Here is a 25,650-nt window from a genome sequence, read left to right on the forward strand (position 1 = left end):
TCCCCTGGCATGCGTACAGTGCTCACTGCCCAGGAGACCGCCGCTCTGGAGGCCCTCGACGAAGCGGCGCTCGCCGCGCTGCTGCTCGATGTGCTGGCCGTGCCGAGCGTGACCGGAAGCGCGGCCGAGTCCGAACTGCAGCACCGCCTCGCACGGGATCTCGGCCGGTTCGGCCTGGACGTCGACCTGTGGTCCATGGATCTGCCCGGCCTGCGCGCCGCGCCCGGCTTCCCCGGTACGGAGGTACCGCGCGAGGAGGCGTGGGGGCTGGTGGCGACGCTGCCGGGCACCGGGGAGGGTCCCACCGTGATCCTCCAGGGTCATGTGGACGTCGTACCGCCCGGGGACCTCGCGCAGTGGGCGGGTGACCCCTTCGTGCCGAGGGTGCGTGGCGATGTCGTGCACGGCCGGGGCGCCTGCGACATGAAGGCCGGTGTGGTCGCCAACATCGCTGCACTCGCGGCGATCCGGGCCTCGGGAGTACGGCTGCGGGGCAGCGTGGCGGGCCACTTCGTCGTCGGCGAGGAGGACGGTGGGATCGGGGCCTTCGGAACCCTGCGGCGCGGCCACCGCGGCGACGCCTGCGTCATCACCGAGCCGACCGGCGGCACGCTGGTCACGGCCAACGCGGGTGCCCTGACCTTCCGTATCACCGTGCCGGGCCGGTCCGCGCACGCGAGCACCCGGGACGCCGGGGTGAGCGCCATCGACGCCTACGCGCCGATCGCCGCCTGCCTCGCCCGGCTGGAGGTCGCCCGCAACAAGGCGCCGGATCCCCTGATGGCGGAGTACCCGATCCCGTACACCGTGTCCGTGGGCATGCTCCAGGCCGGTGACTGGGCCAGCAGTGTGCCGGGGCTGCTCGTCGCCGACGGGCGGCTGGGACTGCGGCTCGGTGAGGAACCGGCCGCGGCCCGCGAGGAGTTCGAAGGCCGGGTGGCTCGGGCGTGCGCGGCGGATCCGTGGCTGAGCGAGCATCCCGCGGTCGTCACCTGGCCCGGCGGCCAGTTCGCCAGCGGACGGCTGCCGGCCGGGCATCCGTTGCGCGAGGTGGTGAGCAGGGCGCACGCGGACACCACCGGTGCGCCCGGCGCGCGGGAACGCGGCGCCCCCTACGGGAGCGATCTGAGGCTGTACGCCGGGGCGGGCATACCCACGCTCCAGTACGGTCCAGGCGATGTGCGCCTGGCCCACGGTCCCGACGAGCGGGTGTCCCTGACGGAGACGGTCGCGGTCGCCCGCACGCTGGTCCTCACGGCGCTCCGCACGGCGGGAACCGCGTAGCAGCACCGCACGAACAGCACAGAAGCACCGCACGAGCCGCACACCGGCACCGCGGGAACCGCCGAGCGGGGTTCACCGCCCCGCGCGGATCCGCCAGCCGTGGTCGACCGGTCCCAGGCCCGAGCCCAGCGGGAATCCCGCCGCGATCGCGCCCGTGACGTACTCCTTCGCGAGCCGCACCGCCTCCGGCACCGCCCGGCCCTGCGCCAGCCCCACCGCGATGGCCGAGGCCAGGGTGCAGCCGGTGCCGTGCGTATGGCGGTTGTCGTGGCGCGGGGCCCGGAACCAGTGCTGTTCGGTGCCGTCGGTCAGCAGGTCGACGGCCTCGCCGGGCAGGTGGCCGCCCTTCACCAGGACCCAGCGGGGCCCGTACGACAGCAGCCGCTGCGCGGCCCGGCGCATGTCCGGCTCGCCCGTCGCCTTGATCCCCGTGAGCTCGGCGGTCTCGTCGAGGTTCGGTGTCGCCACCGTCGCGAGGGGCAGCAGAACCGTCCGTACGGTGTCCAGCGCGTCGTCGGCCAGCAGCCGGTCCCCGTGCTTGGAGACGCTCACCGGGTCCACCACCACGGGCGCGCCGACGTCCGACAGCAGTTCGGCGACGGTCTCGACGAGCAGCGGCGAGGCGAGCATCCCGGTCTTCACGGCCTGCACCCCGATGTCGTCCACGACACTGCGGTACTGCGCGCGCACCGCCTCGACGGGAAGATCCCAAGCGCCCTGTACGCCCACGGAGTTCTGTGCGGTGACGGCGGTCAGCACGCTCATCCCGTGCGCGCCCAGCGCGAGCATCGTCTTCAGATCGGCCTGGATGCCCGCGCCGCCCCCGGAGTCCGATCCGGCGATGGTCAGGACACGGGGCGGGGCGGTGGGCGGGACGGTGGGTGTGTTCGGAAGCATGGCGGGTGTCACTCCGTACGAGGGGGTGAGTGGAGGCGGGGTCAGCGGCGCAGGCGCAGCGGGGCGTAGACCAGCAGAGCCGCGACGAACGCCACCCCGTAGGCCAGGTCGGCGCCGTGCAGGGCATCGGCGACCGGGCCGACGTACAGGCTGGTGCTCATGAACGGCACCGCCGCGGCGAAGGCCGCGCCGAAGGAGACCAGCGCGGGCCACCACGGCTGCGGGCGGGCGCTCTCGGCGGCCAGGTCGACGGGTGCGCCGCCGCGGGCCCTGGCCCGGGCGAGCCAGTCGACGACGACGATCGCGACGAACCCGGGAATCCAGTAGCCGACGAACAGCAGGACGTTCTGGAAGCGGGCCGTGGTGTCGGCCGCGTGCATCCACAGCACGAGCGGGAAGCCGAGCAGGGCGGCCAGCGCGGCGGCGGCCGGACGCGGCAGACGTACGCCCATGGTCTGCAGGGCGAGCGAGCCGCTGTAGTCGTTCATGGCGTTGCTGCTCAGCGCGGCGAGCGCCACGGCGAGCAGGCCGAACGCGCCGAGGGCGCCCCCGCCGAGCAGGGTGTCGACGCCGCGGGCGGTCTGGTCGGTGAAGACGGCCGCGCCCCACAGTCCGAGCGCCTGGACGGCCACGAAGGACACGCCGATGCCGGCCAGGGTGTACCAGAACATGCGCGGGCGGGACGTCGTACGCGGTAGATAGCGGCTGAAGTCGCTGGCGTACGGGGCCCACGACAGCGCCAGGCTGAGCGCGATCGTGCAGGTCAGGATGAAGGCCCCGGCCCGGTCGGCGCCGTGTGCGGTGGCGGCGGGGGTGGTGTGGGCGCCGCTGAGGAGCTTCACGGTCAGGGCCACGAAGGCGGCGGCGAGGGCGAAGGTCATCACGCTCTGGAGCCGGTGGATGGCCTCGTAGCCGAGGACGCCGAGCGCGCCCTGCGCCGCCATCATCACCAGCACGCCCAGCCAGAACGGCCAGCCGCACAGCTGGGCCAGCGCGTCCCCGCCGAAGAGGCCGATCAGCGCGTCCCAGGCGATGGACGACAGCCACTGCAGGACGCCCGGCACCGCCACGGCCCGCCCGAACGCGAGCCGGGCCAGCGGCAGCTGTCCGGCGCCGGTCCGGCTGCCCCAGGTGCCGAGGTACGCGGTCGGTACGGCGCCCAGCAGGGTGCCCAGCACGACGGCGGTGAGCGCGGTGGAGAAGTCCAGGCCGAGCGTGATGCCGACGGTGCCGGTGAACACGCCGGTCATGGTCAGGTTGGGGGCGAACCACACGGTGAAGAGGCGGCCGGGGCCGCCGTAGCGGTGGTCCTCCGGGACCGGGGCGATTCCGCGCGCCTCGACGTGCAGATCCCCCGGGGCGGTGGGCATCCGCCCGTCGAAGACGCCCTGCGGGCCTCCGGCGGCCACCTCGCCGCGGGCGTTACGGGCATACGGCAACGACATGAGACATCCCTCCGCCAGTCCTAACTGGTTCAGGTTCGACGGGTGTGATCTCAGCCCTCGTGCGGGGCACCCCGTGTCCGGTTCGGCGGTCAGGATAGCCCGGCCGGCGCGTTCGCCCCAGTGGGAGGGGCGGGTGCCCCCACCCGGGACGGGGCAGGCGGGCCGTGCGAGGCGTACGAGCCGTACGAGCCGTACGAGCCCGTACGGCCTAGGAGTCGACGCGCGGCTCCCGGCCCTCGTACGCCGCCGTCAGCAGTCCCAGCACCCCGTCCGTAGTGATGTCGCGGGGGTTCGGGTATGCCTGCGCGGTGGCCTGCGCCGCCGCCACCGCAAGGTCGCTCTCCTTCAGGCCGAGCTCGGCGAGGGTGCGGGGTGCGCCGAGGCTTCCCGCCAGCTCCCACAGGGCGCGGGGTACGTCGTCGGTGCCCAGGGCGCGGGACAGGGCGGTGATCGCCCGGGGCGCGGCGGGCGCGTTGTGGGCGAGGGCGTACGGCAGGACCACCGTGTGCGTCTCGGCGTGCGGCAGGCCGAAGGTGCCGCCGAGGACGTGGCACAGCTTGTGGTGCAGGCCCATGGTGGTGGCGCCCAGGCAGGCGCCGCAGAGCCAGGCGCCGTACAGGGCGCGGCCGCGCGCTTCGAGGTCGTCGGGGGCGGCGGCCACGAGCGGCAGGGCGCCCGCCATCGCCCGTACGCCCTCCTCGGCCATGAGCGAGACGAGCGGCGAGGTGTCGGGGGCGTACAGGGCCTCGACGGCGTGCGCGAGCGCGTTGATGCCGCTGGTGACGGTGAGGGGGACGGGGAGCCCGAGGGTGAGCTCGGGGTCGTAGACGACGCTTCGGGGCTGGACGGCGGGGTCGCGTCCGGTGCGCTTGGCGCCGTGCTCGGTGAGGCCCCAGACCGGGGTCATCTCGGAGCCGGCGTAGGTGGAGGGCACGGCGATCAACGGCAGGCCGGTGCGCAGCGCGATCGCCTTGCCGAGGCCGATCGCCGAGCCGCCGCCGACCGCGACACAGCCGTCGGCGCCCGCCGCGCGCGCCGCCTCGACCGCCCGGTCGGCGACCTCGGCGGGTACGTGCATCCGGGCCCCGGCGTGCAGCCCCGCGCAGGCCTCGCCCAGCGCGTCCGCGACCGCGCGCGCGGTGCTCGCGCCCCGGCTGCCACAGACCACCAGCACCCGGCGCAGCCCGAGCCGGGCGGCCTCGCCGGGGGTCGCGGACACGGCGGCGCCGGGCCGGAAGACGACGCGCGCGGGCTGGGTCTCGTACGAGAAGTCGAGGGGTGTGTTCCCTCCCGTCGATCCGGTCATTCCTGCTCCAGTACGAGGTCGAAGCGTGCATGGCGGAAGGGGTTCGGGACGCCGAACTCCCGTGCCAGGGGCGGGTCGTCGGTCTCGGTGAAGTCCTGGACCAGGCTCTTCTTGACGGCGAACACCGCGTCGGAGTCGAGGTGCTCGCTGCCCGCGACGAAGATGTGTGTGGTGACGGGGACGTGGCCCTCGGCCGAGGCGATGAAGTGGATGTGGGCGGGGCGGTAGGGGTGCCGGGCCGTGGCGCGCAGCAGTGCGCCGACCGGGCCGTCGGTGGGGATCGGGTACGGGCTCGGTACGCAGGTGCGGAACCAGAAGCGGCCCTCGGTGTCCGCGGTGAACAGTCCCCGCCCGTTCCCGGGCGGCTGGACGTCCGGCCGCTGCACGTCGTAATGGCCCTCGGCGTCGGCCTGCCACACGTCGAGGACCGCGCCGGGCAGCGGGGTGCCGTCCTGGGACAGCACCCGGCCGCTCACCACGCACGGCTCGCCGGTGCCCACCAGGTCGATGTCCGCGCCGAGCGCGCGGACCGGCGACTCGGTCATGTGGAACGGGCCGAGGACCGTGGACTCGGTCGTGCCCGGGTGGCGACGACCGTTGAGTGTCTCCACGAGCATCGAGACGCCGAGCACGTCCGACAGGAGGATGAACTCCTGGCGGGTGCCGGTGCACTGCTGCCCGGTCGCGGTCAGGAATCCGATCGCGCGTTCCCACTCCGCCATCGTCGGCTCCGTCTCGCGCACGAAGTCGTGGAGGTGACGGGTGAGCGCGCCGAGCAGCTCACGCAGGCGCGGATCGGCCGTGTCCCGCAGGCTGTCGACGACGGCATCGGTGATGTCGTTCGTGAAATCGCCCGGTTCGACGGTCATGCCACTCCCGGAACATCGTGCTTCACGGCGAGGAACCCGAACAGATCGGGGACACCGCCCGGGCCCGCCTCCACGGTCCGTACCAGCCGCAGGCCGGCCGCCAGGGTGGCGTTGAGGAGGTCCGCGAGGGGGACGTGCCGGGCGCCGACCCGGGCGCGGACGCCGGCCGGGTTCCATGCGTCGAAGCTGCGCGAACGGTCGGTGTACCGCTCGTCGACCACGATCCGGGGCCGGTCGCTCCAGTCGGCGAACGCGCCGATGAAGCACGGGTGCACCCCGAGGTGCACGAAGTGTCCGCCGGGGCGCAGCACCCGGGCGGTCTCGCGCAGTACGGCGGCGTAGTCGGGTACGTCGGTGCTGGCCAGCACGCACACCGCGGCGGGGAGGGAGTCGTCGGCGAACGGAAGGGCCGCCGCGTCGGCCACGGCGACGGGCAGCCGCTGGGCGGCGTGGCGCAATTGTCCGCGCGAGAGATCCACCCCCACCGGCGTCCGTCCCAGCCCGGCGAGCACGGAGGCGTGGGCGCCCGTGCCGCAGCACACGTCCAGGCACGGGCCGTCGCCCGGGCCCAGCAGCTCCCGCAGCGTGGCGTGCACCCGCTGGATGTAGTCGCCGGCCCCCGACGACATGAAGTCGTTGTACCAGTCGGCGTGTTCGTCGTACGGCGCTGTCGCCCCAGGACTCATACCGCCGATGGTACGGGAGGAGGCATTTCAATTATTATAGATGGTAAGTGCCATATGTTCCGGTACGCCCGTGAACGCGCGAACGTGAGGCCCGGCATGGCCAAGAATCTCGTCATCTGCCTGGACGGCACGGGAAACCAGTTGAAGGCGCAAGGGAACACCAACGTCATCCGGCTCTACGAAATGCTCGACCTCTCCGATCCCACCCGGCAGATCGCCTACTACGACCCCGGCGTCGGCACCTTCTCCGCCGCGGGCGTCCGGACACCCCTCGGCCGTCGCCTGTCGAGGCTCTTCGGTCTCGCCTTCGGCTCCGGGACGAAGGCCAACCTGGCCGAGGCCTACACGTATCTGATGAACCATTACCAACCGGGCGACCGTATCCACATCTTCGGTTTCAGCCGCGGCGCGTACACGGCCCGGGCCCTCGTGGGCATGCTCAGGGCGGTCGGCCTGATGCGGCCGGGCATGGAGAACCTCGTCCCGTACGCCGTGTCCGTGTACGCCAAGAACAAGGACTGGACCCGGCAGGACTGGGACCAACTGCACCACTTCGCCGCCGCCTTCAGCAACGCGGTGGACGGGCGTACCGGCATCCCGGTCACCTATCTGGGGATCTGGGACTCCGTGAAGGCCGCCGGGGTCCTGCGCTGGAACCTGCGCTGGCCGTACACCCGTCAGATCCCGAACGTCCTGCGCGTGCGGCACGCGGTCGCCATCGACGAGAAGCGCCGGCCCTACGCCGAGTACCTCGTCACGTCCGGCGACAAGAAGCGGCCGGTGCCCGCGTCGGTCGAGCAGGTGTGGTTCGCCGGAGTGCACTCCGACGTCGGCGGGACCTTCGACGACGATCCCCGCCTCGCCGGCGTCGCACTCAAGTGGATCGTGGACGGCGCCGTCGAGGAGCGGCTCCTGCTGAAGCCCGGCGCGTACGCACGCGACGTGACGCTCGCCCCCGAGAACGCCCTGGGTACGGTGCACCGGATGGGCTGGGTCTGGGCCCTGCTCACCTACCGTCGCCGTCGGCTTCCGCGGGACGCGCGGGTGCACGCGAGTGTCCGCGCGCGCCTGGAGCGGGAACCGGGCTACGCCGACCGCATCCCGTCGACCGTGACCTGGTCCGACCCCGACTGGCTGACCGCCCGGGCCGACCACCCGGAACCGGCCTCCCGGAACCGGCCTTTCGCCACCGGCCACACGGGACCGCCCCCTCGCCACTGACCAGTGCCGTGCACGCCGAGCGGCGGCCCCGGGACACATCGGCCGTCGCGCACAATGGTCCGATGATCGACGGTACTTCGCCGACAGCAGCGGCCACACCACCACCCCGGCTGATCAAGGACGACGAACTGACCGGCCATTCCGTGGTCGCCAACAGCACCATGAACCGCGAACGGGTCCTGACCGGCGTCAACAGCTACACCCGCGAACTCGGCTTCTCCCCCGCCGAGTTCCTGAGCGAGCACGGCCCCGCCCCGTCCTGGCTGGACCTGTGCAGCGGGGAGGGTCTCGCCCTCCGTACGGCAGCGCGGCACCTCCCGCAGGCCGTCATCACGGGCGTGGACCTGGTCGGCCCGCGGCAGCGGACAGCACTGCCCGACGGCCTCGAACTCATCACCGCGGACCTCGCCCGATGGTCCCCGGCGCGCCGCTACGACCTCATCACCTGCGTCCACGGGCTGCACTACATCGGCGACCGGCTCGCCCTGCTGGAGCGGGCCGCGTCCTGGCTCAGCGGCACCGGTCTGCTGGTCGCCCACCTCGATCCCTCGACGCTGCGGCGACCCGACGGCGGCGACGCGTCCCGCCCGGTCCTGGCGGCACTGCGCGCCGCCGGCTTCCACTACTCGGCCCGCCACCACCGCCTCAGCCTGCGGGGCGGCCGCCCGATCGCGCTGCCCTTCGCCTACCTCGGCGCCGACCCACAGGCAGGCCCCAACTACACCGGCCAGCCCGCCGTCGCGTCGTACTACGAAACGACCAAGAGGCCGTATCGGACTCTTCCGATACAGCCTCCGACCCGCGACTTCAAAAGTCGGGACGACAGGATTTGAACCTGCGACCCCTTGACCCCCAGTCAAGTGCGCTACCAAGCTGCGCCACGTCCCGATGCCGTCACCCGCAGTGTTCCGCGTGATCGTGCGAACAGAACTTTACCCCACGTCGGTGGCTGCTCCGAAGGCGGCACTGGGCGCGCGACAATCGGGGCATGAACGGAACATCCGGAGGTAGCCGAGGCGGCGGGCGGGATCGGGACACGGCGGGGCGGGCGCGCAGTGCCCGGCCGCGGGACGGGCTGGGGCGGCCGCTGCCGTACGGCGCGGACGGCGTGCAGCGGCAGCCGGAGGGCGTCGTGCGCAGCCCCGAGGACACGGTGACCGAGGCGCAGGCGCTGCTGGACGCGGGGAAGCCGTTCCATGCGCACGAGGTCTTCGAGGACGCCTGGAAGTCCGGCCCCGAGGGCGAGCGCACCCTCTGGCGGGGGCTGGCGCAGCTCGCGGTGGGGCTCACCCACGCGGCCCGCGGGAACACCACGGGCGGTGCCCGGCTGCTGCGGCGCGGGGCCGGGGCCGTGGAGGAGTGGGCAGCGGGGGCGGCGGGCAGGGCCCGTCCGCACGGGCTGGACCTCGCCGGACTGGCCGCCTGGGCACGGGAGTTGGCGGCGGTCGTGGAGCGCGGGGGTCCCACGATCAGCGCGGTGACCTGGGCGCCTCGGCTGCGCGGACCCCGGGCTTGACCACTGCGGAGTTGCCCCCGGGGGTTGACCACTGCGGAGTGGACCCCGGGGTTGATCGCTGCGGCGCGGCCCCGTGGTGTACCACTGCTGCGCGGTCGGCGCACCCGGCTGCGGTGCGGGTCGATTCACCCCGGCCATGTTGCGGGTCGATGCACCCCGGTGCGGTGCGAGTGGTGTCACCCGGGTGCGGTGCGAGCGGCATCACCGGGTGCGGTGGGTCCGTTGTCAGTGGCGTGCGGCAGACTCGGGGGGTGCGAAAGATTCATGTCATCGGCATTGGCGCGGGCGACCCCGACCAGCTCACCCTGCAGGCGGTCAAGGCGCTGAGGAGCACGGACGTGTTCTTCATCCTGGACAAGGGCGAGGTGAAGTCGGACCTCGTCCAGCTGCGCCGTGACATCCTCGACGCGCATCTGCCCGAGGGGGCGTACCGCCTGGTCGAGGCCCGCGACCCGGACCGCGACCGGGCCGCCGGAGGCGCCGCCTACTCCCCCGCGGTCGGGGACTGGCGCAGTGCCCGCGCCGACATCTACGAGCGGCTCGTCGCAGAGGAACTGGGCGAGGACGAGAGCGGCGCGTTCCTGGTGTGGGGCGATCCGGCGCTGTACGACAGCACGCTCGGGATCCTGGAGGAGATCCTGAACCGCGGCGCGGTGGCGTTCACGTACGACGTCGTGCCCGGTATCAGCAGTGTCTCCGCGCTCGTCGCCAGGCATCGGACGGGGTTGAACCGGGTGGCCCGTCCCGTCCAGATCACCACGGGGCGGCGGCTCGCGGAGGGCTTCCCGGAGGGCGTCGACGACGTGGTGGTCATGCTCGACGCCCATCAGACCTTCCGGCAGTACGCCGAGGAGGACATCGACATCTACTGGGGCGCCTACATCGGCACGCCCGACGAGATCCTCGCCTCCGGGCCGATAGCCGAGGCGGCTCCCCGTATCGAGCGGCTGCGGGCCGAGGCACGGGAGCGCAAGGGCTGGATCATGGACACATATCTGCTGCGCAGGAATCCGCGCGGATAGGTCCCTCCGCCAAGGGCCCGGTTTCGGAGCCCTGTTGGGGATCCCTGCTCGGGAGTCCTGTTCGGGAGTCCTGTTCGGGAGTCCTGTTTCGGGGCCGGGTACGGCGGCCCGGGTATGGCGGAGGGCCGGATTCCGGGTCGATGCGCCGGGCACGTCCGCCCCATAGGCGGCGGGGGCACCGCGGTGCGAGGGTGCCGTGTGTGACGACCACCGACGATTCCGCGCGACCCGCCGTGGAGGCGCCCACGCCCCCGGTGCTGGACAAGCGGCTTCGCCGCAACATCGTCTTCGTGACGATCATGCTGGGCATGCTCCTCGCGGCCCTGGACCAGACGATCGTGGGCACCGCCCTGCCGACGATCGTGTCGGACCTCGGCGGCGCGGCGCACATGTCGTGGGTGGTGACGGCGTACCTGCTGGCGGAGACCGTCGCGACGGTGCTGGTCGGCAAGTTCGGTGACCTCTTCGGCCGCAAGGTGGTCTTCCAGGCGTCGGTGATCATCTTCATCACCGGCTCGTTCCTGTGCGGGCCGGCCACGAACATGACGATGCTGATCGCCTGGCGCGGGATGCAGGGCATCGGCGCGGGCGGTCTGCTGGTGACCGCGATGGCGCTGATCGCTGATGTCATCCCGCTGCGGGAGCGCGGCAAGTACCAGGGCGCGATCGGTGCCATCTTCGGTGTCGCCACCGTCATCGGACCGCTGCTGGGGGGGCTGTTCACCGATCGAAGAGGACCTCGGCCGTCCCTCCGGCGACGACCTCCGAGCCGCCGTCGACGCCATCGCCAAACGCCTCCCGGTCGAGGACCTGAGCGACGGCCTGCCCACCCGCACCCGGGAGCTGGAGTCCAGCACGTCCGGCTGACCCCACCCGGCTGTCACGACGGGCCGGGGTCCGGCGGGTTCGGCAGGTGCAGCCGGTTCGGCAGATCCAGCAGATCCAGCAGGTCCAGGGCCGACCGTACGTCCGGTGCCGTGGTCACGTTCTCCGGGAGGGGTGGACGGCGTACGACGACCACGGGGAGCGCGAGATCGCGGGCGGCCGCGAGTTTGGCGGCTGTCGCGTCTCCTCCGCTGTCCTTGGTGACCAGGACGTCGACGCGGTGTGCGCGCAGCAGGGTCTTCTCGTCGTCGACGGTGAACGGGCCACGGGCGAGCAGCACCTCCGCGTCCGGGGGCAGCGGCGGCCGGGGCGCCTCGACCGAGCGGACCAGGAAGTGGAGTTCGGTGAGGTGCGCGAAGGCCGCGAGGCCCAGGCGGCCCGTGGTGAGGAAGACGCGACGGCCCAGGGGCGGGACGAGCGCGGCGGCTTCGGCGAGGGTGGCGGCCCAGTGCCAGCGGTCGTCGGGGCCGGGGGTCCAACCGGGGCGGCGCAGCACCACGGCCGGGACGCCGGTGGCCGCGGCGGCGCGCGCCGCGTTCGCCGTGATGGTCGCGGCGAAGGGGTGCGTGGCATCGACGACGGCGTCCACACGGTGCTCCCGCAGCCACCGCGCGAGCCCGTCCGCTCCGCCGAAGCCTCCGCTGCGTACGTCCCCGTCGAGGGCCCCCGGCCGCGACACGCGCCCCGCGAGGGACGTCGTCACGCGCAGGCCGGGGCGCGCCGCCAGCGTGGCGGCGAGCTCGCGCGCCTCGGTGGTGCCGCCGAGGACCAGCACATGGGGGCACATGACGTCGAGCGTACGAGGTGGTCAGCGCAGCAGGAGCTGCACCCCGCCCACCACCGTCGCGGCGATGACCAGTCGTTCGAAGAGCAACTGGTTGATGCGGTGCACGGCCCATTTGCCGAGGAACGCGCCCGGCACGACGAAGAGCGCGAGCGCCGCGTCGAGGAGCAGCGAATGCCCGTCGATCAGACCGAGGCCCACGCTGAAGGGCACCTTGGAGATGTTCACGATGAGGAAGAAGAAGGCCGAGGTGCCCAGGAAGCCGAGTTTGCGGAAGCCCGCCGACAGGAGGTACATCGACATCACGGGGCCGCCGGCGTTGGCGACCATGGTGGTGAAGCCGCCGAGGACGCCGTACGAGCGGGCCTTGACCCGGCCCGCCCGTGTCGTCACCGAGTCGGGTTCCTCGTCCTTCTCGGCGGCCCGGCGGCGCCACATCGTCACCGCCGCCATCAGCAGCAGGATCGCGCCGATCGAGGTCCGTACCATCCCGTCGTCGGCCCACACCAGGAACAGCGTGCCGAGCACGACGCCCGCGGCGACCGCCGGGAACAGCCGCCACAGCGTGGGCCAGTGGGCATGCCGCCGGTAGGTGAGCACGGCGAGCACATCCCCGACGATGAGGATGGGCAGGAGTACGCCGGTCGAGGCGCGGGCGGGCAGCACGGCGGCGAAGATCGCCAGACTGACCGTGTTGGCCCCGCTGACAGCGGTCTTCGAGAAGCCGACGAGCAGGGCCGCGGCGGCGAGCGCGGCGAATTCCCAGCCGGATATGTGCCAGAGCGTCATCGTGTTCATGCGGGAACCGATGCTAGGCGCACGTATCCCCTCACGTAATGACCGTCTCACCAGGTGACACCTGTATGACCGTCTCACCAGGTGACCCCACCCCTGTGTCAGCCGGTGAGCCCGGCCGCCAGGGGCGCTCGACCAGCACCGCGCTGCCCTGTCCCACACCGACGCACATGGTGGCGAGACCCCGTCCGCCGCCCGTGCGGCGCATGCGGTGCAGCAGGGTGGTGAGGATGCGGGCGCCGGAGCACCCGAGGGGGTGACCGAGAGCGATGGCGCCGCCGGTGGGGTTCACCCGTTCCGGGTCGATGCCGAGGCGGTCCACGCAGGCGAGGGCCTGGGCGGCGAACGCCTCGTTGAACTCCGCCTCCTCGATGTCGCCGACGCTCCAGCCGACCCGGGCCAGCGCCTTGTGCGTGGCGGGGACGGGGCCGATGCCCATGACGTCCGGGTGGACCCCGGCCGAGGCTCCGGCGACATACCGTCCGAGGGACTCCAGACCCAGCTCGTTCAGGGCCTCCTCGCTGACCAGGAGAAGGCCGGCCGCGCCGTCGTTCATGGGCGAGGCGTTGCCGGCGGTGACCGTGCCGCCCTCGCGGAACACCGGCTTGAGGCGGGACAGCTTCTCCAGCGAGGTGTCCTCGCGTACGCACTCGTCGGTGTCCACGATCACGCCGTCGGGGCGTTCCACGGGCAGGAGTTCCTCGTCGAAGTGGCCGTTCTTGCGGGCGTCCGCGGCGCGTTGGTGGCTGCGCAGCGCGAACGCGTCCTGGCGTTCGCGCGAGACGCCGTGGCGCTCGGCGACCTCCTCGGCGGTCTCCCCCATCGAGAGCAGTCCGTGCAGCTCCTTCATCGCGGGGTTGACCAGGCGCCAGCCGAGTCGGGTGTCGACGGTCTCGATGCGGTGCGGCAGGGCCTCGTCGGGGCGGGGCAGCACGAAGGGGGCGCGGCTCATCGACTCGGAGCCGCCCGCGAGGACGATGTCGGCCTCGCCCGCGGCGATGGTGCGGGCCGCCGTGGTGACGGCTTCCAGGCCCGAGGCGCACAGCCGGTTGACGGTGGCGCCGGGCACGGACTCGGGCAGCCCGGCGAGGAGCGCGGCCATGCGCGCGACATTGCGGTTGTCCTCCCCTGCCTGGTTGGCGGCGCCCCAGTAGACGTCGTCGATCCGGACCGGGTCGAGCCCGGGCACCTCGGCGAGCAGGCCGCGGATCACGGTCGCGGCGAGGTCGTCGGGCCGTACGCCGGACAGGGCGCCGCGCAACTTGCCGATGGGGGTGCGGCGGGCGGCCGCGAAGTGGACAGGACGCACGACGGACTCCTGACGAACAGTGACGAACATCGACGAACGGCAACGGACAGCAACGTCCTGCGGCGGCCTGCGGCCGCCTGCGGCTGCCCGCGACGGACATCGGGCGCCGGGCCGAGAACCATTAATTAGCACTGCTAGTTTTCGACTATAGCCCGTACGTACGCTCCCGGGGAAGCCGCGCCCGGCGGAACGGCTCCGCCGCCCGCGCCACCCGTGGCAGACTGCTCGAACATCAACACGAGCAGAGGAGTGCCGCATGACCGCGACCGGGCCGTCCGCCCAGCGGATCGACACCAGCAGGCCGCACCCGGCACGGATGTACGACTGGTTCCTCGGCGGCAAGGACAACTACCCGGTCGACGAGGAACTCGGGCGAAGGATCATGTCCACGGACCCGAGTGCCCCGCGCTCGGCGCGCAGCAACCGCTGGTTCATGCAGCGCGCCACCCGCTATCTCGTCCGGGAGACGGGTATCCGTCAGTTCCTCGACATCGGCACCGGCATTCCCACGGAGCCGAACCTCCACCAGATCGCCCAGGCCGCCGACCCGGCCGCGCGGATCGTCTATGTCGACAACGACCCGATCGTGCTCGCGCACGCGGAGGCCCTGCTGCGCGGCACCCCCGAAGGCGTCACCGAGTATCTCCAGGCCGACGCGCGGGAACCGGCGAAGGTACTCGAACAGGCCGCGGAGGCACTCGACTTCGACCAGCCCATCGCGCTGTCGCTGATCGCCCTGATGCACTTCATCGCCGAGGAGGACGGCGCGTACGACCTGGTGGACACCCTGGTCGACGCGCTGGCGCCGGGCAGCTGCCTGGTGCTGTCGGCGATGACTGCCGACTACGACCCCGTGACCGTCGCGACCGGCATCGCGGCGTACGCGGCGGGTGGCGTGACCCTCGTCGCCCGTACGCACGCAGAGGTGAGCCGCTTCTTCAAGGGGCTCGACCCCGTCGACCCGGGTGTGGTGTCGGTGGCGGACTGGCATCCCGAACTCGCCCTGGACCAGGACGAGATCGGTGACACGCCGGTCCCGCTGTACGGCGGGGTCAGCTTCAAGTCCTAGCCGCGGAAAGGGACTTGGGTCAGTCGAGCTCGCTCGGCCTCGGGAACCACGGAAGTGGTCGTCGAGTGGCCGTGGTGGGAGGTGGACCCGGAGTGCGACTGGATCGAGTGGAACGGCCAGGTGGCCCTGGCCTGCGATCCGGCCTCGTACGAAGGGGACTTGGAGCTGTTCCGCACCGAACGGCCGGCCCAGGATCTTGAGGTCGGCGCGGTGTGCCGGGTCGGTATCCCTCCCACGGTGGTGCATCTGATGGGCGTCGAGCGGTTCGAGCCACCGCTGGAGACGGGGCGCCTCCCGCGCCTGGGGAGACAGGTGATGGTGCTGCGCGCGGGGCAGTCGCACGATCCCGACCTGGAGTGGCAGGGCTACGAGATCGCCCCCGACGACGGGGTCCCGATCGCCCTCGACCTGCTGCTGCGCCCGTACGCCTGCCTCGTGGCGGGTGACGAGGTCGCGGATGCCGCGGGGCGCGCCTGGCGGTTCGACGCGCCGTGGGACTGGCACCCGTTCGACGGGGAGGAACCGCCCTCGCCCGTCTGGCCGTTGCGGCTGCTCACCCGGGACGGCCGCGCCGACGACACCGCGGCGGCCGTCGTGGCGCGGGCGACACGCACCGGTTCGCACGACCAGGAGCCGGCCCGCTGGGTGGAACCGACACAGGCCAGGCCCACCCGCCTCGTCGTCGTGCGGAACTCGCCCCGGCAGCCGCATCGCTGACCGTCGAACGCTCCAACATCCTTTTGCCCCGAGGGGTTCGGCCGGTTCGCGCGTAAACAGAAACGACGCTGCCGGCCACACCTGAGGATCAAGGAGCAGGGGACGACATGAGATTCCTGGAGCGTGAGCGCGCGGCCCTCACCAAACTGCTGCCCGGCCTCGACGAGAGTCTGAGGACGGTGCCGTTGATGATACTGGAGGGACCCAAGAGCCCCGGCATCGGGCTGTTCCGGGAGAGCGGAGGCCCTGGTCTGCTGGCCCCGACCGCCTTCCAGGGCCGCGGTGCCACGGCACTGGAGGCCCTGCGGGTGCAGCGCGCGCTGGGCAGTCGTTCGCCCTCGCTCGCGGTGGCGACGACCATGCACCACTTCTCGATGGCCACGCTGGTCGGACTGAGCGACTCCGGTGAGGGACTGGAGTGGATGCTCGTCCAGGGTGTCGCCGCCGAGAACCGGCTGATGGCGTCCGGCTTCGCCGAAGGGCGCAGCGGCACCGGCATCCTGTCCCCCTCCATGTCCGCCACGGTGACGCCCGAAGGCGTACGGATCACCGGGGTGAAGCGGCCCTGCAGCCTGGCCCGTTCCATGGATCTGCTCACCGCCAGCGTGATGGTGCCGTGCGAGGAGGGCACGGGGCAGGACGGCGAGGGTCAGGAGCTGGCCGTGGCACTGGTTCCCGCCAACAGCGAAGGGCTGACCGTCAGCGGGTTCTGGTCGAGCAGCTTCCTCGCGGGCGCCGAGAGCGACCAGGTCACCCTGGACAACGTACTGGTGCCGAAGGAGCTGCTGGTGCGCACGGCCGGTCCGGCCGGGGCCCGTCTGGACACGGTGCAGACCGCCGGTCTCGTCTGGTTCGAACTGTTGATGACCGGCAGCTATCTCGGTGCCGCGAGCGCCCTCGTGGAGCGGGTACTGCTCAACGACCGGGTGCCCGACGCCGAGCGGGTCCGGCTGCTGGTGGAGATCGAGGGTGCGACGGCGGCGGTCGAGGGCCTCGCCCGCCGGGTGGACGAGGGCGAGCCCGACGAGTCCGCGCTCGCCGACTCGCTGTACGCGCGTTACACCGTGCAGGACGCCCTCGCCCGGATCGTCCCCCGGTCGGTCGAGCTGCTCGGCGGACTCAACTTCATGACCTCCGACGAGGTCGGGTATCTCGCCGCCTGTGCCAACGGCCTGGCCCTGCACCCGCCGTCGCGGTCGCGGATGACCGGTCCGCTGTCCGCCTACCTCGCCGACGAGCCGCTGACCATCGCCTGACCCGACTCCGCTCGGGCCGGCACCGCCCTGCCCTCGGCCGGCCCGAGCGGAACCTTCCCGCCAGGGGATCGCACACCCGACGCCCCGTGCACCCGGATCCAGTCCCCCCACCTGATCACACGTTCCGATCCGTGGGCCCGGTGGACGCGCCCCGCATCGCTGTGCGCCGACCCGACCGCGCGCCGTAGGGGCGCGAGGAACGGCGCGCCCAGCCACGCGCAACCCGCATGCGCCGCCGAACAACGGCAAGAACCGAGCTCATAGGCGCCCTGCGCGCAAAACCCCCGCAACCACCCGCCCGTACGTCCACCCGCCCGTACGTCCACCCGCCTGTCCGTCCGCCCGTCCGACAGGACCACCGCGCCCTGCGCTCACTCGACCGAGGGGAACACCGCCATGCCTCTGTCCCGGCCCCGGCCCAGCGCTCCGACCAGCCCGCCACAGTCCGCGAAACGCCCCACGATTCTGCTCACCGGCGGCGCCGGAGTGCTCGGCAGAGCCCTGATCGAGGAACTGTCGCCGGACTTCAGAATCATCTGCCTGCGCCACCGCACGCCGGTCAACGACCACCGGGTCCGTGAGGTCCGAGCCGATCTGCTGGAACCCGGACTCGGCCTGACCCGGGCGGACCTCGCTCAGCTCACCGCCGACGTGGACCTGGTCGTGCACTCCGCCGCCGCCACCAACTGGAAGGCGGAGCCGGACCAGATCCGGCGCGCCAACCTCGACGGCACGATCGCGATGCTCGACCTCGCCGTCCGCGCCGGAGCGAGGTTCTTCCACATGAGCACCGCCTTCGTCGCCAATCCGCTGGCGCCGGAGGAGCAGGAGCGCTTCCCCGGCGCCGCCGCGTATCTCGCCTCGAAGACGGCGGCCGAGCAGGTGGTGCGCGAGGCCCCCGTGCCGGGTGTGATCATGCGCCCCTCGGTGGTGATGGGTGACTCCGTCACCGGTCGGATCGCCGGGATGCAGGGGCTGACACGGGCACTGGGCGCCATCGTCAAGGGCCAGGTTCCGGTACTTCCCGGAGCGCCGGACGCGCGGATCGACATGGTGCCGCAGGACATCGTCGCGCGTGCGGTGGGTGACCTGCTGCGGGCCGGCGTCACGGACGGCGAGTACTGGCTGACGGCCGGCGCGGAGGCGTTGCTGCAGCGTGAAGTGGTCGACACCTGCCTGGAGTTCGCCGACCAGTGGGGACCCCGGCCGCATCCGCCCCGGCTCATCCCGCTGGAGTCGGTGCACCGTCTGCTGCTCCCGCTGATCGAGGGCCCCACGTTCCCGGAGTCGCTGCGCCGCCGCTTCCAGACGTACGCGGAACTGCTGCTGGTCTTCCAGCGGGCGCTCCCCTTCGAATCGTCCCTGGGCTCGCCGCACTGCGGCTCGGCCCTCTCCAAGGACGACCTGCGCCGGGCCCTGGTCCGCAACCTCGCCGCCTGGTCCACCGGGCGCGGCGGCATGCGCGCCCACCTCCGGACGCAGCCCGCGCAGGACACGGCGCCGAGGACCCAGGCCTCGCAGAGCACACACGCCCAGGAGCTGGCGTCATGACCGCGGCCCCCATGCCTGTCACCGTCCCCGCCACGGACACCAACACGGATACAGCCCCTGCCCCTACCCCCGCCCCAGCGGCAGCTCCGGTCGCCGTCCCCGGCACGGATCGCGCGCACATCGCCCGGCTCTACCGCGAGCACCTGTCCTCCGGCCGTTCCCTCCTCGGCACGGTGCTCGGCGGCATGCTGGAGACCGCGTCCGACGGCCCGTGGGTGTTCACCGAGGACGGCCGCCGCTACCTCGACTTCGGCGGTTACGGCGTCTTCATCCTCGGGCACCGGCATCCCCACGTGACCGCGGCCGTGCACCGTCAGGTGGACCTTCACCCGCTGGCCGGGCGGGTCTTCCTGGAGCCGGTCGCGGCGCGCGCGGCGCAGGCACTGGCCGCACGGACTCCGCCCGGTCTGGATCACGTCCACTTCGTGAACTCCGGGGCGGAGGCGACCGAGGCCGGTCTGAAACTGGCCCGGGCGCACGGCCACACCGCCCTCGTCTCCACCACCGGCGGCTACCACGGCAAGACCCTGGGCGCACTGACCGCCACCGCCAACCCCAAGTACCAGCAGCCCTTCCAGCCACTGCTGCCGGACAGCACGGCGGTCCCGTTCGGGGACACGGCCGCGTTGGAGGCCACGCTCGCCGAACTCGGCCGCCGGGCCTGCGTGATCGTCGAGCCGGTGCAGGGCGAGGGCGGCGTACGCATTCCACCGCCGGGATATCTGACGGAGGTGAGCCGGCTGTGCCGGGCGTACGGGGCGTTTCTGATCATCGACGAGATCCAGACAGGCCTGGGGCGGCTGGGCTCGTGGTGGGGCATGGACGCCGAGTCCACCACATCCACCGAGTCCACCGAGTCCACCGAAGGCACCAAAGACACCGAGTCACCTGAACCCGATGTCCTGCTCGTCGGCAAGGGCCTCAGCGGCGGAGTCGTGCCCGTCGCGGCGATGGTCGCGACCGAGGCGTCCTACGGCCCGTTCTCCCGCGACCCCTATCTGCACACGTCCACCTTCGCGGCCTCCCCGATCGCCTGCGCCGCCGCGCTCGCCACGGTCGAGGCCCTGGACCGGGAGGACATCGTCCCCCGCGCCAAGGCCCTGGGAGAGCGCCTGCTCGCGGGCGTCCGGGCCGCCTGCGCCCCGCACACCGGCGGCCTGGTGCACGAGGTACGCGGGCGGGGGCTGCTGATCGGCCTGGAGTTCACCGAGGACCAGGCCGTCGGTGAGCTGATCCTCGAACTGGTCGGGCGCGGCGTCCTCGTGAACCACTCCCTCAACGCGACCCGGGTGCTGCGGCTGACACCGCCCGCGATCGTCGGTGAGGAGGAAGTACGGCTGTTCCTCTCCGCCCTGACCGAGGCCCTGCGCGTCGTCGCGACCCACGTCGGCTGACCCGTACCCGTCCCGTCCCCACCCGCTACGAAAGGGAACCCTCCCATGCGTCACGTGACCGTACGGCTGACCGCCCACGACGTCGACCCCGAGACCGCCTACCAGCGGATCCGCGACTTCCGCCGGTATCCCGAAGTGACCGAGACGGTCCGCGAAGTCGTGGTCCATCCACCCCATGACGACGGCACGGTGGTGTCGGACTGGACCGTCCGCTTCCGCAACGGTCTGATGCGCTGGACGGAGCGGGACGCGTTCTTCCCCAAGACGCGGACCATCGGTTTCACCCAACTGACGGGCGACTTCGAGCTGTTCGAGGGCACCTGGCAGTGCGCGTCCGGCGCGGACGGCACGGCCGTGACCTTCGACGCCGTCTTCGACCTCGGCATCCCGACACTGGCGGAACTCCTCGACCCGGTCGCCGACTCGACCCTGCGCAGCAACATCGAGCGGATCCTGCGCGGACTGCTGGGCAGGGTCACGCCCACCACCGGCCAGCTCGCCGACAGCGTCGCCCCCGCGCATGGCTGACCTCGCCCTCGTACCCCCGCGGTCCCGGCCCGACGGCCCGTCCGCCGCGGGCTGGGACACCCTGCGGGACGAGCCCGGCCCCGACACCGTCCGCTGTCTCGGTCTCTACGCCAAACTCACGGCCGGCGTCACGGTCGTCACGGCGCTGGACGGTGCGGGCCTGCCGACCGGGATGACGGTCTCCGCGCTGACCTCCCTGTCGGCGCGGCCACCGCTGGTCCTCGCCTGTCTGCGCGGCAGTTCCCGCACCCTGACCGCGCTGCGGCGACAAGGCGCCTTTGCCGTCAGCCTGTTGACGGATCATCAGAAATCAATCGCTGAACTCTTCGCCGACTCCTCCGTGCCGCCCGCGAGGCGCTTCGAGGGCAGCCCGGTACGCCAGGTGCTCGGCCTGCCGGTGCTCGCCGACGCGCTCGCGTGGTCGGTGTGCCTGGTCGAGGACGTACGCCCGTACGGCGATCACCACGCCGTCGTCGGACGGGTGATGGCGGTGGAGGTGAACGGCGGACGGCCGCTGCTCTGGCACGACCGCGCCTTCCACACCTTGCCCGGTACGCACGAAGGCTGAGCCCACCGCATGTCTCGACAGAGGCCCGGCCGGGCTTTTCCCGGCCGGGCCTTCCGTCTGTCCCGCATCTCCCCGCCCACAGAACCCGAGCCCGAGGAGGCCCCATGTCCCTGCCCCACATTCCCGGCGTGAACTCGGAAAGCGCCGCGACCGAACTGCTCCGGACCGCCGAGCGGCTGGCCGGCGACGCGCGGTACGGCGCGAACGTGATCGGCGCCGCCCTCGACGCGGACACCGCGGAGGACGACTGGGGGCTGCCCCCGACACCGGCGCGCCCGTATCCGGTCGTCCTCGTGCACGGCACACTGGGCGAACGGGAGTCCGTCTGGCGGACGGCCGCACCCGCGCTCAGAGCAGCCGGTCACCGCATCTTCCGCCTCAACTACGGGGAGTTGGCCGCCTTCCCGCACCTCTACGGTCTTGGCGACATCAGGAAGTCGTCCAAACAGCTCGCGGACTTCGTCGAACGGGTGCTGGTGGACACCAGGGCATCGCGGGTGGACCTCGTGGGCCACTCGCAGGGCGGGATGATCCCGCACTACTACCTCAAGTACCTCGGCGGGGCCGGGAAGGTACGGCGCGTCGTGGGGATCGCGCCCAGCAACCACGGGGTCGAGGTGGCCGGACTGACGAAGCTGGTCCGTCTGATGCCGGGCGTGCAGGCGATCGTGGAGGACCAGGTGCTGTTCCGGATCAGCCCCGCCTTCACCCAGCTGCTGAACGACTCGGAGTTCGTGAGGGAGCTGGTGGCGTCGGGCGACACCGTGGACGGGGTCGGCTACACCGTCATCTGGTCGACCCGGGACGAGGTGGTCCAGCCTCCCGAGGCCCAGCAGCTGAAGCCCACCCGGCCGGACCACCCCGTCACCAACATCTGCCTGCAGCTCCTCGCCCCGCGGAACCGGACCACGCACCTGGCCATGACGTTCGACCCGCTCGTGGTGCGGGAGACGCTCAAGGCGCTGGCCGACTGATGCCCGTACCGCCGGGGTCTCACAGAGATCGCGCCACAGCCGCGGACATACGAGAGGGGGTGCGGGCCGACTCGGCCCGCACCCCCCTTCTGTCGTGGTCGCCGCTAGTCCGGGGACGACCGGATGTCGGCGGTGGCGCGCACGGGGCTCACCGAGCCCACCGAGCCCACCGAGCCCACCGAGCCCACCGAGTTCACGGAGTCAGGCCCATGTCGGCGAGTTGTGCCTTCTGGGTGGCGTGCGCCCACTCGGCAGCGGTGACCATCCGTTCCTCGGCGGTGGTGTCGACCAGCTTGCGGCCCGGCCAGAGTTCGTAGTCACCGACCAGATCGCGGTGCTGCTCCAGACCCTCCTGATAGAGCTGCTCGCGTCGCCAGGTCAGCTCCTGCACGGGAAGCCGTGACCACAGCTCGCTGCCGCGCGCGACCAGTTCCCTGATCCGGTCCAGATCCTCGGGGTGGCGTTGGACATGGCGTCGGACGATCGTGGTGCCCACCGCCAGATGCCGGATCTCGTCGATGCCCGCGGCTCGCTCGATCTCGGCGGCGGGCGCGTCGAAGGGGCGCCACTTGCGCTCGCTCAGCTCCGCGGTGGGCGCGAGCACGCCCTCGACCAGGACGGTCTGGGTGATCACGCCACCGATGTAGTCGCGGTCCTTCTCCACGACGGCCAGTCCGAACTCCTCCAGCGGCGTCAGGATCGCGTCCCGGTCGGCCCCGGCCAGCGACTCCATGGTCGCTTCCAACTCGTCCTCGGGAGTGCCCAGTTCGAGCAGATGGCCGCGGAAGGCGTAGGCGTGGCGGGCCTCGTCCATCAGCTGGGAGGTGTAGAAGTCCATCTCGGCGAGGTCGGGGGCGTACGCGACCAGGAAGGAGAGACCACGGGTCGCCTTCTCCTCCGCCATCGAGCGGAAGGCGAGCTCCTGCATGACGGCCCGCCGAAGCGGCCCGTCCTCCATCATGTGCGCCGGCACGGGTACGTCCGGCGAGCGGCCCATCGGATCGCCGCCGAGGGTGCCTTGCGGTACGGATCGGAACCAGTAGCCGAGGTCGCAGCCCTCCGGTGTCAGGTCCGTGTGCAGCGCGCCCTCCAGCAGGCTCGGGGCGCGGTGCCGGTCGGCTTCCACCGGAATCTTGGAATCGAGCATGGTCGTCTCAACCTCTCTGGATCGTGGACTGTCACGGGTACTCAGACCGACTTGGTGAGGCGCATCAGCTGCCAGACCGCGCCCGGGCTCACCCCGCCGTGGAAGGCCAGGTACTCCGGTTCGATGAGCTGTGGACGCCACTTGAGCTTGAAGGACTCCTGTGCGGCCGCGGGATAGATCGCCCGTCCCTTGGCCGCCAGCACCTCCACACACCGGTGCAGGAAGCCGCTGGTCGGGCCGGGCGCGGCAGTCTCGGGGCGGAGCTGGACGAAGGGGGTGAAGCCGAGATGCAGCCAGCCGCACCCCTCGTCCTGGAACTGACGCAGAGCAGTGGCGAACAGGAGTTCCACCGTGCCGGGCGGGGCGTCGGGCAGCCGGCGCGTGAGGTCGTACAGCCATCCGGCCTGCTCACCGAAGACCGGGGAGTACGACACGTAACCGACGGTCCGGCCTTCGTGAACGGCGGTGAACAGCCGCCGGTGCGGTGCGCCGGGGCCGCCACGCTCACCGATCAGGAACTCGAGTTCCTTGACGTGGCGGCCCTTCGCCCGCAGCCAGGCGGCGTCCACGGCGTCGAGGGCCGAAGCGACCGCCTCGCCGTCCCGCTGCTCGGCGGCCACCTCGGTGACCGAAACCCCTTCTCTGCGGGCCCGGTTGACCATGTTGCGGACCTTGACCATGCGCTGGCCGCCCAGGCTGTAGCCGTCCAGCTCGATGCTGAAGGAGGCCCCGAACTGGTTGACGACGAAACCGAGTCCGGCGTGCAGTTCGGCCTGGGCGCGGGAGAGTTGGACGGCGGTGACCCGGCGCCGCCCGCTCCCGGCCCGGGCCAGCAGCGCGGTCAGCAGCCGTGGCTGGTCCTCGACCGCGCAGACGGGACCGCCCAGTTGGAAGAGGTGCCGCCGTCCGGCCTCCCGGTACGGCACGAAGCCGTCGACACCGTCCGTGCGGAAGCGGCGGTTGCCGCGGTTCATGGCCAGGAAGGCGCTGCTGTGGCTGCCGTACCGACGCAGCATCTCGTACGCCTGCGTGTCGGCGAGTGCCTGCGGGGCGCTCACCGCACCGCCGCCTCGTGCCAGGGCACGGTGGCGAAGTCCCGCAGCGCGGACTGGACGGAAGGGTGCGGAACCGGCTCGAAGGACACGGTGAACGACTTGGCGAAGTTGCCGAACAACGCGCGGTCCCCGAAGAGATGGATGGGCAGCACCAGCAGCGCCCACTCCCAGCCGTGCACCAGCGCCCAGGTGCCGAGGACCGCGCCCTGCACGCTGAGGCTGTGCATGGTGTTGTAGAGCACGTAGTAGACACGGGAGACCCGTTTGTCGGGGCTGCGGTGGTAGGCGATCGCCCCCGGCAGATAGCCGATGAGGTCGACGTAGACGAAGAGGACGACGGCGACCCACCAGCGCACCTCGGTCAGGTGCGCGAGGAAGAATCCGGCGGCCACCAGGAGCCCCAACAGGTATTCGAGGCGCAGCAGCCGGTAGGTGGTGGGGGTCTGGCAGAGGTTGTGGCCGTCCACGGTCACCGTCCGCCGGCCGGCATCGCCGCCGTCACCAGGATCATGGTGTCCGTCTCGACCCCCGAGAACGCCGCCAGGTGCGGGGCGAACCGCTCCACGGCGTACGGCAGGGCGAGCAGGTCCGCGGCCCGCGCCTGCCAGCCGTATCCGCCCCACCAGCGCTCCGTGTCCCCGAGTCGCCACTGCCACGGTGTCCCCGAGCCGGACAGGGCCTCCAGCCAGGGCTTCAGGAACGGCGAGTCGGCGGTGTCCGCGTTCAGGCACTCGGCGCCGAGGGCGCTGCCGGGCGCGGACAGTTCGCTGACCGTGCCGATCAGCCCTTCCACGGCCTGGGGCGCGAGGTAGAAGAGCAGCCCCTCGCACAGCCAGGCGGTGGGACGGCCCGGGTCGAACCCGGCGGCGAGCAACGTGCTCCGCCAGTCCCCCAGCAGGTCGGCGGCGACCGCGGTGCGGCGGACGAGGTCGGGGCTCCGGCCCGCGAGGACTCGCTCCTTGAAGGTCTGTACGGCCGGCAGATCGACCTCGAAGACATGTGCCGCGGTCGGCCAGTCGAGCCGGTAGGCCCGGCTGTCGAGCCCCGCTCCCACCAGCACGACCTGCTCGCATCCCGCACGCGTCGCGGTCAGCAGGTAGTCGTCGAAGAAGCGGGTACGGATGGCCAGCCAGTCGGGCAACACCTTCTGCAGGACACCGGTTCCCGGAGGTGCGCCGGCCGCCCCCGCCGCTTCGAGGAACTCGGCCGCCAGCCGGTCCTGGAAGAGCGCGTCCGTCCGGGCCGACTCCTGGGCCCGCATGCGCGCGGTCCACAGGGCCGTCTCCGAGACTCCGCCCAGGGAGCCGCCGGGCCCCGCGTCGCGCTGGGTGTCGTGGTGCTGCGTGGTCATGGGTGATCCCTTTGTGTGTAC

Annotated in this window: 25 protein-coding genes, 1 tRNA gene, 2 pseudogenes and 1 riboswitch; of the genes and pseudogenes, 15 read left to right on the forward strand and 13 right to left on the reverse strand. The window is 72.1% G+C overall.

Features of this window, described 5'->3' with window-relative positions:
- The first annotated feature begins 9 nt into the window (after window positions 1-9).
- The gene (locus RV986_RS07140) at window positions 10-1,284 is read left to right on the forward strand and encodes an ArgE/DapE family deacylase (RefSeq protein WP_475916580.1); all 1,275 of its coding nucleotides are present in this window, start codon (window positions 10-12) and stop codon (window positions 1,282-1,284) included.
- Window positions 1,285-1,356: 72 nt separating this feature from the next.
- Here RV986_RS07140 and thiD read toward each other — a convergent pair whose 3' ends face one another.
- The 5 genes from thiD to RV986_RS07165 all read right to left on the reverse strand — a co-directional run bounded on the left by thiD (window position 1,357) and on the right by RV986_RS07165 (window position 6,487).
- Entirely contained in the window at window positions 1,357-2,181 is an 825-nt protein-coding gene (thiD, locus tag RV986_RS07145; protein WP_475916581.1) for a bifunctional hydroxymethylpyrimidine kinase/phosphomethylpyrimidine kinase, read from the reverse strand.
- A gap of 41 nt (window positions 2,182-2,222) precedes the next feature.
- Entirely contained in the window at window positions 2,223-3,626 is a 1,404-nt protein-coding gene (locus RV986_RS07150; protein WP_475916582.1) for a purine-cytosine permease family protein, read from the reverse strand.
- Window positions 3,616-3,710: riboswitch (TPP riboswitch) on the reverse strand. (Overlaps the previous gene by 11 nt.)
- Window positions 3,711-3,834: 124 nt before the next feature.
- Window positions 3,835-4,932: a maleylacetate reductase gene (locus RV986_RS07155; RefSeq protein ID WP_475916583.1), complete on the reverse strand. Its 1,098-nt coding sequence runs from the start codon at window positions 4,930-4,932 to the stop codon at window positions 3,835-3,837.
- Window positions 4,929-5,801 (reverse strand): dioxygenase family protein, encoded by an 873-nt coding sequence (locus RV986_RS07160; RefSeq protein ID WP_475916584.1) that lies wholly within the window; start codon window positions 5,799-5,801, stop codon window positions 4,929-4,931. The genes RV986_RS07155 and RV986_RS07160 overlap by 4 nt, the downstream gene beginning before the upstream one ends.
- Window positions 5,798-6,487: a class I SAM-dependent methyltransferase gene (locus tag RV986_RS07165; protein WP_475916585.1), complete on the reverse strand. Its 690-nt coding sequence runs from the start codon at window positions 6,485-6,487 to the stop codon at window positions 5,798-5,800. Before RV986_RS07165 ends, RV986_RS07160 begins: the two co-directional genes overlap by 4 nt.
- A gap of 96 nt (window positions 6,488-6,583) precedes the next feature.
- Here RV986_RS07165 and RV986_RS07170 point away from each other — a divergent pair, with 96 nt between their 5' ends.
- The gene (locus tag RV986_RS07170) at window positions 6,584-7,708 is read left to right on the forward strand and encodes a DUF2235 domain-containing protein (protein ID WP_475916586.1); all 1,125 of its coding nucleotides are present in this window, start codon (window positions 6,584-6,586) and stop codon (window positions 7,706-7,708) included.
- Window positions 7,709-7,770: 62 nt separating this feature from the next.
- Window positions 7,771-8,541, forward strand: a complete 771-nt coding sequence (locus tag RV986_RS07175; RefSeq protein WP_475916587.1) for a class I SAM-dependent methyltransferase — start codon at window positions 7,771-7,773, stop codon at window positions 8,539-8,541.
- On the opposite strand, the gene RV986_RS07180 is transcribed toward RV986_RS07175, so the two are convergent.
- Window positions 8,523-8,596: transfer RNA gene (locus tag RV986_RS07180), tRNA-Pro, on the reverse strand. The genes RV986_RS07175 and RV986_RS07180 overlap by 19 nt on opposite strands.
- 100 nt (window positions 8,597-8,696) lie before the next feature.
- Here RV986_RS07180 and RV986_RS07185 point away from each other — a divergent pair.
- The 4 genes and pseudogenes from RV986_RS07185 (at window position 8,697) to RV986_RS07200 (ending at window position 11,113) form a co-directional block, all read left to right on the forward strand.
- Window positions 8,697-9,224 (forward strand): DUF309 domain-containing protein, encoded by a 528-nt coding sequence (locus RV986_RS07185; RefSeq protein ID WP_475916588.1) that lies wholly within the window; start codon window positions 8,697-8,699, stop codon window positions 9,222-9,224.
- 251 nt (window positions 9,225-9,475) lie between these two features.
- Entirely contained in the window at window positions 9,476-10,246 is a 771-nt protein-coding gene (cobF, locus tag RV986_RS07190) for a precorrin-6A synthase (deacetylating) (protein WP_475916589.1), read from the forward strand.
- A 200-nt stretch (window positions 10,247-10,446) separates the two neighbouring features.
- A pseudogene (locus RV986_RS07195) lies at window positions 10,447-10,974 on the forward strand (MFS transporter); the annotation flags it as partial.
- The gene (locus RV986_RS07200) at window positions 10,928-11,113 is read left to right on the forward strand and encodes a hypothetical protein (RefSeq protein WP_475916590.1); all 186 of its coding nucleotides are present in this window, start codon (window positions 10,928-10,930) and stop codon (window positions 11,111-11,113) included. The pseudogene RV986_RS07195 and the gene RV986_RS07200, both read left to right, overlap by 47 nt.
- Before the next feature lie 13 nt (window positions 11,114-11,126).
- On the opposite strand, the gene RV986_RS07205 is transcribed toward RV986_RS07200, so the two are convergent.
- The 3 genes and pseudogenes from RV986_RS07205 to RV986_RS07215 all read right to left on the reverse strand — a co-directional run.
- Window positions 11,127-11,918, reverse strand: a complete 792-nt coding sequence (locus tag RV986_RS07205; protein ID WP_475916591.1) for a cobalt-precorrin-6A reductase — start codon at window positions 11,916-11,918, stop codon at window positions 11,127-11,129.
- 21 nt (window positions 11,919-11,939) lie between these two features.
- Complete coding sequence (locus RV986_RS07210) at window positions 11,940-12,713, reverse strand: sulfite exporter TauE/SafE family protein (RefSeq protein WP_475916592.1); 774 nt, start codon at window positions 12,711-12,713, stop codon at window positions 11,940-11,942.
- Window positions 12,714-12,837: 124 nt separating this feature from the next.
- Window positions 12,838-14,019: pseudogene (locus RV986_RS07215) on the reverse strand (thiolase family protein); the annotation flags it as partial.
- Between the two features lie 256 nt (window positions 14,020-14,275).
- On the opposite strand from RV986_RS07215, the gene RV986_RS07220 reads away from it, so the two are divergent.
- From RV986_RS07220 to RV986_RS07255, 8 genes are all read left to right on the forward strand, one after another.
- A complete protein-coding gene (locus RV986_RS07220) occupies window positions 14,276-15,088 on the forward strand; it encodes an SAM-dependent methyltransferase (RefSeq protein ID WP_475916593.1) in 813 nt (270 codons plus the stop codon).
- Window positions 15,089-15,142: 54 nt separating this feature from the next.
- Complete coding sequence (locus tag RV986_RS07225) at window positions 15,143-15,805, forward strand: hypothetical protein (protein ID WP_475916594.1); 663 nt, start codon at window positions 15,143-15,145, stop codon at window positions 15,803-15,805.
- Between the two features lie 107 nt (window positions 15,806-15,912).
- Window positions 15,913-17,061, forward strand: a complete 1,149-nt coding sequence (locus RV986_RS07230) for an acyl-CoA dehydrogenase (protein WP_475916595.1) — start codon at window positions 15,913-15,915, stop codon at window positions 17,059-17,061.
- Window positions 17,062-17,457: 396 nt separating this feature from the next.
- Entirely contained in the window at window positions 17,458-18,612 is a 1,155-nt protein-coding gene (locus tag RV986_RS07235) for an SDR family oxidoreductase (protein ID WP_475916596.1), read from the forward strand.
- Window positions 18,609-20,006 (forward strand): aspartate aminotransferase family protein, encoded by a 1,398-nt coding sequence (locus RV986_RS07240; RefSeq protein ID WP_475916597.1) that lies wholly within the window; start codon window positions 18,609-18,611, stop codon window positions 20,004-20,006. Before RV986_RS07235 ends, RV986_RS07240 begins: the two co-directional genes overlap by 4 nt.
- Window positions 20,007-20,051: 45 nt before the next feature.
- On the forward strand, window positions 20,052-20,534 hold the full coding sequence (locus tag RV986_RS07245; protein WP_475916598.1) for a type II toxin-antitoxin system RatA family toxin: 483 nt from the start codon (window positions 20,052-20,054) through the stop codon (window positions 20,532-20,534).
- On the forward strand, window positions 20,527-21,102 hold the full coding sequence (locus RV986_RS07250) for a flavin reductase family protein (protein ID WP_475916599.1): 576 nt from the start codon (window positions 20,527-20,529) through the stop codon (window positions 21,100-21,102). The genes RV986_RS07245 and RV986_RS07250 overlap by 8 nt, the downstream gene beginning before the upstream one ends.
- A gap of 104 nt (window positions 21,103-21,206) precedes the next feature.
- Window positions 21,207-22,076 (forward strand): esterase/lipase family protein, encoded by an 870-nt coding sequence (locus RV986_RS07255; RefSeq protein WP_475916600.1) that lies wholly within the window; start codon window positions 21,207-21,209, stop codon window positions 22,074-22,076.
- 193 nt (window positions 22,077-22,269) lie between these two features.
- Here the strand turns inward: RV986_RS07255 and RV986_RS07260 are convergent, their stop codons facing one another.
- From RV986_RS07260 to RV986_RS07275, 4 genes are read right to left on the reverse strand one after another with little or no spacing between them, the layout of a single operon-like run.
- Window positions 22,270-23,223: a ferritin family protein gene (locus RV986_RS07260; RefSeq protein WP_475916601.1), complete on the reverse strand. Its 954-nt coding sequence runs from the start codon at window positions 23,221-23,223 to the stop codon at window positions 22,270-22,272.
- A gap of 41 nt (window positions 23,224-23,264) precedes the next feature.
- Entirely contained in the window at window positions 23,265-24,281 is a 1,017-nt protein-coding gene (locus tag RV986_RS07265) for a phosphatidylglycerol lysyltransferase domain-containing protein (protein ID WP_475916602.1), read from the reverse strand.
- A complete protein-coding gene (locus RV986_RS07270) occupies window positions 24,278-24,745 on the reverse strand; it encodes a hypothetical protein (protein ID WP_475916603.1) in 468 nt (155 codons plus the stop codon). Before RV986_RS07270 ends, RV986_RS07265 begins: the two co-directional genes overlap by 4 nt.
- Window positions 24,746-24,747: 2 nt before the next feature.
- Entirely contained in the window at window positions 24,748-25,629 is an 882-nt protein-coding gene (locus tag RV986_RS07275) for an SAM-dependent methyltransferase (RefSeq protein ID WP_475916604.1), read from the reverse strand.
- Window positions 25,630-25,650: the final 21 nt, after the last annotated feature.

The sequence above is a fragment of the Streptomyces sp. RLA012 genome, assembly GCF_056270325.1.